This window comes from Pseudomonas syringae pv. coryli str. NCPPB 4273, from assembly GCF_000972175.1.
GTDB classification, from domain to species: Bacteria; Pseudomonadota; Gammaproteobacteria; order Pseudomonadales; family Pseudomonadaceae; genus Aquipseudomonas; species Aquipseudomonas syringae.
Genome location: NZ_AWQP01000007.1, coordinates 110,112 through 118,854, shown reverse-complemented (window position 1 = coordinate 118,854; position 8,743 = coordinate 110,112). Strand labels below are relative to the sequence as shown.

Annotated in this window: 8 protein-coding genes; 5 read left to right on the top strand and 3 right to left on the bottom strand. The window is 60.1% G+C overall.

Annotated elements, in window-relative coordinates; all coding sequences use genetic code 11:
* Window positions 1-117: 117 nt before the first annotated feature.
* The 3 genes from P406_RS05470 to P406_RS05460 form a co-directional block, all read right to left on the bottom strand.
* Window positions 118-786 carry a helix-turn-helix transcriptional regulator gene (locus tag P406_RS05470; RefSeq protein WP_032698894.1) on the bottom strand — a complete coding sequence of 223 codons (669 nt, stop codon included), beginning with the start codon at window positions 784-786 and terminating at the stop codon, window positions 118-120.
* Between the two features lie 357 nt (window positions 787-1,143).
* The gene (locus tag P406_RS05465) at window positions 1,144-2,580 is read right to left on the bottom strand and encodes a coniferyl aldehyde dehydrogenase (protein ID WP_046235583.1); all 1,437 of its coding nucleotides are present in this window, start codon (window positions 2,578-2,580) and stop codon (window positions 1,144-1,146) included.
* Between the two features lie 187 nt (window positions 2,581-2,767).
* Window positions 2,768-3,451 carry a TetR/AcrR family transcriptional regulator gene (locus P406_RS05460; RefSeq protein WP_046235582.1) on the bottom strand — a complete coding sequence of 228 codons (684 nt, stop codon included), beginning with the start codon at window positions 3,449-3,451 and terminating at the stop codon, window positions 2,768-2,770.
* Window positions 3,452-3,610: 159 nt separating this feature from the next.
* Between P406_RS05460 and P406_RS05455 the strand changes: the two genes are divergently transcribed.
* The 5 genes from P406_RS05455 to P406_RS05435 are packed head-to-tail and all read left to right on the top strand — an operon-like array spanning window position 3,611 to window position 8,743.
* Window positions 3,611-4,036, top strand: coding sequence for a DUF2147 domain-containing protein (locus P406_RS05455; RefSeq protein ID WP_046235581.1), 426 nt, complete (start codon window positions 3,611-3,613; stop codon window positions 4,034-4,036).
* 28 nt (window positions 4,037-4,064) lie between these two features.
* Window positions 4,065-4,946: a TorF family putative porin gene (locus tag P406_RS05450; protein WP_046235580.1), complete on the top strand. Its 882-nt coding sequence runs from the start codon at window positions 4,065-4,067 to the stop codon at window positions 4,944-4,946.
* Window positions 4,947-4,956: 10 nt separating this feature from the next.
* Complete coding sequence (locus P406_RS05445; protein WP_046235579.1) at window positions 4,957-6,585, top strand: xylulokinase; 1,629 nt, start codon at window positions 4,957-4,959, stop codon at window positions 6,583-6,585.
* A complete protein-coding gene (locus P406_RS05440) occupies window positions 6,582-7,265 on the top strand; it encodes a class II aldolase/adducin family protein (RefSeq protein WP_003416683.1) in 684 nt (227 codons plus the stop codon). The genes P406_RS05445 and P406_RS05440 overlap by 4 nt, the downstream gene beginning before the upstream one ends.
* Window positions 7,262-8,743, top strand: a complete 1,482-nt coding sequence (locus P406_RS05435; RefSeq protein ID WP_046235578.1) for an aspartate aminotransferase family protein — start codon at window positions 7,262-7,264, stop codon at window positions 8,741-8,743. The genes P406_RS05440 and P406_RS05435 overlap by 4 nt, the downstream gene beginning before the upstream one ends.

Here is an 8,743-nt window from a genome sequence, read left to right as displayed (position 1 = left end):
ACCGGGGGATATGGGGCATGAGCCATTGCAAGCGCAAGGAGGTCTGGCATCGGAGGCAGTGAGGGCGGATCCGGGAGGGGCGATCGATATCGCCCCGTCCTTTGCATCGACTGGCGGTCAGCAGGTTGAAAAAACGCCCGCTGATGAGCCATACATCCAGCGCATCAGTGAATTGCGACCGCTGATGCCCAGTTTGATCGCCGCGCGGCGCTGGTAACTGCCCACGGTATTGACCTTGAGTGCGAGCCGCTCGGCCTGCTCAAGTGCAGTATGGCCGGCGAGCAGTCCCAGGCACACCTGGGTTTCGCGTTCGGATAACGTCAGTCCTGTTTCGCGCAGTCGTTCCTGAAAGCGCTTTTCAATGCTTTCCGGCTTTTTAGGCTCGATGCCGGGCATTGCCGATTGCAGGGCATTGACATGTTTTTCAAGTATCGAAAACAGCAGAGGAGAAATATCGCCTAGTTGCCGGCGTTCCTTTTCTGAAAATTCGTGCGCGGGAAGCGCCCGAAATACCGTTATTTTACAGCTAAAGCTTTCCGAGGCCTGATCAGGGTAAAGATGAATCGAGTCACTGAGCAACAGCGTGCCCCGTGATGACGTCACGGTCTCGTTAAAGACCGTTAGTGCAGCGGCAGGTGGTGTTTGCCAGGGCTGTGGCAGGGAGGAGAGGTGCGTGGCATCTACCGCAAGCTGAGTGTCGATCAGTTTGTGGAACATACTGGAAAAATTCCCGCTACCGATGCTGGCTATGGCCCTGCCAATCTGCGGAAGTAGTGTGTTAGGCATGTAGTCATCCATGAATTTAAAACTGCTGACAAGGGTGTAGACGCTGTAAGCATGGCGCAGTCACATCAACTTGGGCGTTGGCGTTTCCGGCACGAAATCAGCGTTAGATGCTCGCTAGAGCACCGCCAGTGAAGTACAGCAAAGACTATCGTCCTGAGGTTACCTAAATACTTCACTATCAGAAAGAGTGATGGTTATCGGTCGGACGGTGGGCAAGGAGGGAGCAGAAAGCGGTCGGGCGAACCAGTGTCAGCTCGTATCGCCTGATGTTGTGACGGGAAGTAGGGAGTGAAAAAGATCCCCGCGCATGTGCACATAAAGTCGCGACATGGCGGGGAAATAACATTTGGCATGCGTCTATTTTCCGATCATGAACCGGGTCACCAGGCGCGTAAGCCGACCGTAAGGTGCCGAGACCTTGTCGGACATGTTGAAACGACCGAGCTTGAGAACCCCGCGGGCGTGGGACAGACGAACGAAGCCCTCGTAGCCGTGATAGGCCCCGGTGCCACTGTCGCCGACACCGCCAAAAGGCAGGTCATCCTGAGTCGCGTGCAGCATGGTGCCATTGATGGTCACGCCGCCGGACCGCGTGCGGCTCAGCACCCGGTCTACAGAGGTCTGATCGTTGGAAAAGCAATAAAGGGCCAGCGGTGCCGGGCGCGCGTTGATAAAGGCGATGGCTTCATCCAGCGACTCATACGCAAGGACCGGTAGCAGCGGCCCGAAAATCTCTTCGCACATGACATCTGCTTGCAGGGACACCTGAGTGAGTGCCATCGGTGCGATCTTGCGTTCGCCCGCCGTCGCAGGCGCATTGTGTTGCCATGCCTTGGCCCCCGTCGCGACGGCCTGGCTGGCCATCGCGATAAGCCGGTCATAGTGGCGCTGGGAGATGATCGAGGTGTAGTCCGGATTGCCATCGAGGGTCGGGTAAAGTTTTTTCGCTGCAGCCAGCCACTCGCTGGCAAAGCTGTCCACCTGTTCACGCGGCACGAGCACATAGTCAGGTGCTACGCAGGTCTGGCCGGCGTTGAACAGTTTGCCGATAGCGATCATCCGCGCGGCTTTACCGATCGAAAAATCGTCGCACACCACCACTGGAGACTTGCCGCCCAGCTCCAGTGTGACCGGTGTCAGATTACGTGCGGCCGCCGCCATGACCTGGCGACCTACGTGGGTCGAGCCGGTAAACAGCAGATGGTCGAAAGACAGCTCACTGAACTGGCCCGCCAGCGTGGCGTCGCCAGTGACCACAACAACCTGTTCAGCCGGGAAGGCTTCGCCCAGCAGTTGCTTGAGTAGCTCGGAGGTTCGGGGTGTCAGTTCCGAAGGCTTGATCATTACCCGGTTACCCGCAGCCAGCGCCTCTATCAAGGGCACCAGTGTCAGCGTCAGCGGATAGTTCCACGGGGCCAGAATGCCGACGACGCCCAGCGGCTGATAAACCACCCGGGCTGTGGCGGGCCTGAAAGCAATACCCGCCTTGCGCCGGGAGGGGCGCATCCACGCCTTGAGGTGCGCGCGGATGTGCTTGATGCCGTTGACCACCGGCATCAATTCACCGAGCCGGGTTTCGTCGAACGAGCGGTTGCCGAAGTCTGCGCTGACCGCCTCGAGCAACCTGTCCTGATTATCGCTGACCATACGCAGAACGGCGTTGAGGTCTGCGATTCGTTGATCGAAGGAAGGCGCACCCTGGGCGAGGAATGCAGCCTGCTGTGCCTCGAACAGTTCGGTTAGCCCGGCCGCGTGGAACGTCGTGGCTGGCGGAACCCTGGCGGGTTGATTCATGACGCTGCTCCTGTGGCTGCGTGGTTTTTATAGGGGTTGCATGACGGCGATGGAATCTGCCGCAACTGCAGACGCGTCAGCAGTGGTGTGTATTTCCTGGCTCACGTAACCGTATAGAACCCTGACCGGCCGATGGAGGGGCGAACCGGCCGGTTAACGTGGTCCAAACGGCCAACCTGCATGCCACTCATTGCTCGCCATGCGCGGGTTCGGACGCCAGGCGATCCAGATGACTGACGATCATCGCAGCCACCATTGCGCAGGTTTTCGCGGGCTCCAGCGGTTCATCGAACAGCAACTCGATGGTCGCGTGAATCATTTCCACCGCGACGCGGGCAACCATGGCGATGCGCTCGGGATCGGCGTCTGGAAAAGCACTGCCAATGATCGCCGCCTGGGCCTGGGAAACCCTGCGGTGTGAGTCGAGCCGTACATGCTCCAGCGCGGGAACCGCCCGCAGTGCCTTGAGCGTCCACATGCCACCCAGTGTGCCGTCGGTGACCCGGTAGGTATCCAGAATCAGCTCGGCGAGTGCCTTTTCCAGCGCCTGCGGCGTGCCTGCAATCAGCTCGGGGGTGATCCAGTGATCGATCCGCTCGTTCTGTTTTTCGAGCAGGCGCTCGCCCAGCACCGTCAGCAGCGCGTACTTGTTGGGGAAATAGCGATACAGCGCGGGCGGCGTGAGGCCGGCCCGTTCGCATACCAGATTGGTCGACAAGCGCTCTATGCCGACCTCGCACAGGGTATTTGCCGTGGCGACCAGGATGCGTTCGTAGGTTTCGGTAGCACGCTGCTGCGCGGGCAGCTTCTTGCGTTCAACGCTTTTCCCGGCGATCTGCTCGGGAAGGATTTCGGTTTTCAGCCTGGCCATAAATACCTGTCAAGAAAAGTGGGGCGCCAGCATGAGGATCAAAAAACAGTTGCTGCACGACAAAATGATAGTTATAACTATCGTGTAGCGATGACTATCATAACTGAAGCGTCGTTATTGTGACGGTCTGTCAAAACAAAAAATAAAAAAGGTGACGCTATGAACGTACGGCAATGGCTTTTCCTCTCTTCGGTTCTGATGTGCTCCACCGGCATTCATGCTGCTGCCGGTCCGCTTGAGGCCAAGGGCCTTTGGCTGACGGCGGAAAAGGACGCGGTGGTCAGACTTGACGACTGCGCAGACAAGGCCGGCGCTATCTGCGGGAAGATTGTCTGGGTCAAGGATGCGGCCTCGACGTCGAGTGATTGCGGCGTACAGATTCTGCAGCTGACCCGCTACGACCAGGACGCCTGGCGCGATGGCTGGGTGTACGACCCGCGTGACCAGAAAAAATATAAGGGCGCCGTTCGAGTCAAGGACGGACGCCTCAATGTAAGGGCTTTTGTCGGCACCGAAGTTCTCGGCAAGACAGAGCAATTCGAGCGAATCGCAACACTGCCTCCTGCCCCGGTTTGCAAATCGTAAATCCGGCACTTTAGCGTGGGAGAGAATCATGCGCACTTATACAACCCGTTATGTAATGGCTGCAGCCCTGTGCTCCGCAGCAGGCCCGACGCTGGCCATCGCCGATGAAATGTCGAGCTACGCAGTGGATGTTACCGCCAAGGTCAGCTCGGACATTCGTACCCGCGGGATTTCAGATTCGCTGAATCGCCCCGGGGCCAAAGTGACCATTCAGGTCGCCCATGAAACAGGCCTGGTGGCGCTGGCCGAATTTACCACGGTCAGCAAGAAACAGTTCCTTGATGGCGACGGCGCAGGTGTACTGCTGGCTGGCGGCTATCGCTTCGGCGATCCGGATGCCTGGCACTACGGCGTCGGGCTTGCGGCCGAGATGTTTCCCGGGGCTCAGTTCAAGGCGCCGAACCGGTTCGATTTCGAGACGTTCACACCAGGTGAAGAGCACTCGACCAATTACAACAGCCAGTTCGCCGTGCTTGAAATCGGTTACGGCGCGCTCGAAGGGCGAATCGCCCGGGTCCTCTCGAAAAACTACCGGGGCGCCAACAGCGGCGGGGTGTGTGGCGCGCAATTGCAGTTCCGCGATGACCCGACCAAAGGCCTCGATTGCTATGCCAAGGGTGATCGCAACTCCCGGGGCAGCATGCTCTATGACCTCGACTACAAATACGCGCTGGGCATCAACACCAATCTGAAGCTGCACGCCGGCTACCAACAGATCGAAAACTTCTCGGAAGCCGACTTTGCCGATTATGGCGCAGGTCTGGTCCACCACTGGTGGGGCTTCGACTGGGGGCTTGACTGGGTGACGACCAAGACCAGGGCGCGCGAGCTGTATATGGCCGAGGACGACGGACATGTGCGCACCACGGACGGCAGTCGCTGGGTAGCGTCGATTTCCCGCACATTCTGAGTAGACCTTTATGACTTCGCTTTTCATTTCCCGGACGCCTGAGGCGGCTACCGGCCTGGAGCAACTCGTCCTCGCGATCGACCTGGGAACGTCCGGCTGCAAATGCGCACTGGTCTCCATGGAGGGAGACATCCGCGCCTGGGCGTTTCACGGTGTACCGCTGCACGTCAGTGGTCTGAGTGCCGAGCAGGAACCCGAGGACTGGTGGAACGCGTTTATGCTCGGTGCCCACGAATTGCTGGCAGCCGACCCGCTCAGGCGTCGGCAGGTGGTGGCCGTGTGTTGCTCGACGCAAAGCGAAGGCACGGTCTGTGTCGATCGCGAGGGGACCGCGATTGGCCGGGCGCTGCTGTGGCTGGACAAACGCGGCGCCGACTCGATCAAAAAACGCATGGGCGGAGGCTGGTGCAATCTGGGTGGCTACGGGCCACTTAAACTCTGGAAATCGCTGCGACTGACCGGCGGGGTAGCGTCACTGTCGGGCATGGACTCGGCCGGGCACATGGCCTACATCCTTGACCACGACCCGGCAAGGTATGACAAGACGCACAAGTTTCTGAATGTGCTCGACTACATGAACATGCGCTTGTCGGGGCGTTTCTGCGCCACAGGTGATTCGATGCTGACCGCCTGGGTGACCGACAATCGCGATCCTCATCACATCCGTTACGACGCCAGCCTGATCAGGGCACTGGGTATTGAAGCAGGCAAACTGCCTGAGCTGGTGGGCTCGACGGAAATCATCGGCACCTTGAAGCCCGATCTTGCCGATGCCCTGGGGCTGCTTCGATCCACACCCGTGGTGGCGGGTGCCGTGGACACCTCGGCGGTGGCCGTTGGCGCCACCGTGCGCGACTTCGCACCGCATCTTTATCTGGGCACCTCTTCGTGGGTCGGCGCTCACGTGCCGTTCAAGAAATCCAGCGTACGCCATCACATCGCTGCAGTACCCAGTGCGGTCAAGGGCCGATATCTGGCGATGGCGATGCAATCGGCGGCAGGTGCCAATCTGTCGTTTCTGCGCGACAAGGTGCTGTATCACCCGGACGAGTTGTTGAGCGATGAGCAGCAGCCGGACGTGTACGCCTTGCTGGACCGTATCGCCGCCCGAGTGCCACCGGGCTCGCGGGGGCTGATCTACACGCCCTGGCTGTGTGGCGAGCGCTCTCCGGTAGGTGATCCGAGCCTGCGTGCCGGCCTGATCAACCTGAAACTGGAGCATTCGCGGGAAGACATCATTCGGGCCTTCATGGAAGGCGTCGCGCACAACACGCGCTGGATGCTGGAACCGTTCTCGCAGTTTATCGGCCAGTCGCGCGGAGTCATCGTGGCCACCGGGGGCGGAGCGCAATCGGATGTGTGGTGCCAGATCATGGCCGATGTCTGCGGGCGGGTCATTCAGCAGCCGCATAACCCGATTCAGACCAACGCACGCGGTGCGGCCTTCATTGCTGCGGTAGCGCTCGAAAAACTGCAGTTCAACGATCTGCCGGCCCTGCAACGGCCGCATCGGCTGTACGAACCTTCCGAATCAACCCGAAACCTGTATGACGACCGCTTCGCCACGTTCAAGGAAGTCCGCAAACGTCTGGCGCCGCTCTATCGCAGGTTGAACCCATCGCAGGAGACGGCACCATGAGCAATGTTCAACAGCAGATCGTCGACCTGTCGCGGCATCTGTCACGCCGCGGCTTCTTTGCCGCAACCGGCGGCAACCTTGCGCTGCGTATCGACGCATTGCACATCGCGGTCACTCCGTCGGCCACCGACTACTTCAGCATGCGGCCAGAGGACGTCTGCGTCTTGCGACTCAAGGACCTCAAGCAGCTGTCGGGCGAACGTTCGCCCTCGGTTGAAAGCGAGCTGCACGCGAAAGTCCTGCGCAGTCGCCCGGACGTCAATTGCAGCATTCATACCCATCAACCATTGGCCAGCGCCTGCACATTGTTCGGCAAATCGCTGGACGTACCTTACCCGCCGCTATGGCAATCGCTAGGGCGGCGGATTCAGCTGGTGGGTTATGCACCATCCGGTTCCGGCTGGCTGGCGGGCAAGCTGGAAAAGACCATCCGGCCTGACCAGAACGCCTACCTGATGCGCAATCACGGCGTTCTGTGTTGTGGCCCGGACATAGAAACCACCCTGAAGCGCCTGGAAGACCTGGAAACATTCTGTCGTGACCATCTTCTCAACCAGATCAAAGCCAACAGCCGTGGCAAACCCGAATCACGCGTTGCAATAGCACGCCTGATCGACGCCCTGACCAGTGCCGGCTCGCACGCCCTCAGCCCTCAGACTTTTTCAGAGACTCAATCATGAACAGACCTCTCGACCCCGCCAACATCCCTGACATTCCCGCATCGGCCGTGTCGCAATGGCCCGATGTCGATTCACTCTATCGCCGCTTCGATGAGCTGGTGAAACAGCCGATTCGCCCGATCAAGCGCGACGCGATGAACAAAATCATGGGCTATTTCGACGAGCGCTGCCAAGGCTCGAAGCGGCTTTCCGAGGCAGCCAAAAAGGTCATACCGGGGGGCGTGCAACACAACCTGGCGTTCAACTATCCGTTCCCGCTGGCCTTCGCCCAGGCCCACGGCGCGCACCTGACCGACGTCGATGGCAATCGCTACACCGACTTCCTGCAGGCAGGTGGCCCGACGTTGCTGGGCTCCAATCACCCGGCCATTCGCGAACAGGTTAACCGGATTCTCGACGAATGCGGGCCGGTGACCGGCTTGCTGCATGAATACGAGGTCAAACTGGCGGAACTGGTCTGCGAATTGATGCCGGGTGTCGACATGCTGCGCTTGTTGGGCTCGGGCACTGAAGCGGTCATGGCTGCAGTTCGTCTGGCCCGTGCCTATACCCGCAAGAAATGGGTGATCAAGATCGGCGGCGCCTACCACGGCTGGAGCGACCAGTTGGTCTATGGCATGCGCTTGCCGGGCACCGGGCGCATGGAGGCGGTGGGGATCCCGCGAGGCGCCACCGCGAACACTCAGGAAAGCCCGCCCAACAATCTCGATGCATTGCGCCGCAGGCTGCAAATCAATCGTCTGCGTGGTGGCACCGCAGCCATTATGGTCGAACCTTTTGGCCCGGAAAGCGGTACGCGTCCGGTGCACGCCGACTTCAACCGACAACTGCGCGCGCTGTGCAACGAATTCGATGCCCTGCTGATCTTCGACGAAGTGGTTACCGGATTTCGCGCCGGTCTGGGCGGCGCGCAGGCTTACTTCAATGTCATGCCGGACATCACGGTACTGGGCAAATGCCTGACCGGGGGCTACCCCATGGCGGGTGCCATTGGCGGGCGCCGGGACGTAATGCAACTGCTTGCCGGTGGCATCGGCACATCCTCGCGACGGGCGTTCGTCGGCGGTACGCTGTCGGCCAATCCGTTGTCATGCGTCGCTGGTTATTACGCACTGGTCGAAGCCCGCCGCCTGAACGCGCCGGCGCTGGCGGGAAGGGCGGGCGACCGCATGCGTGCAGGACTGGAAGAGATCATCAACCGGCGCGGCTTGCCCTATGTGGCTTACAACATGGGCTCCATTGTTCACCTGCAGACGTCCGGCGTCCTGCTGCTCGATACCGGCAACCCGCTCAAGCTGCTGAGGGCGCGCAATGAAGCCAAGACCCGCAAGCACATGATGGAAGAGATGGGCGCCGCGTATACCGCTCACGGCCTGATCACGTTGGCCGGCAGCCGTTTGTACACCAGCCTGGCTGACACCGACGATGTCATCGACGACGCGCTCGAACGCTTCGACGCTGTCTTTCAACTGGTGTGA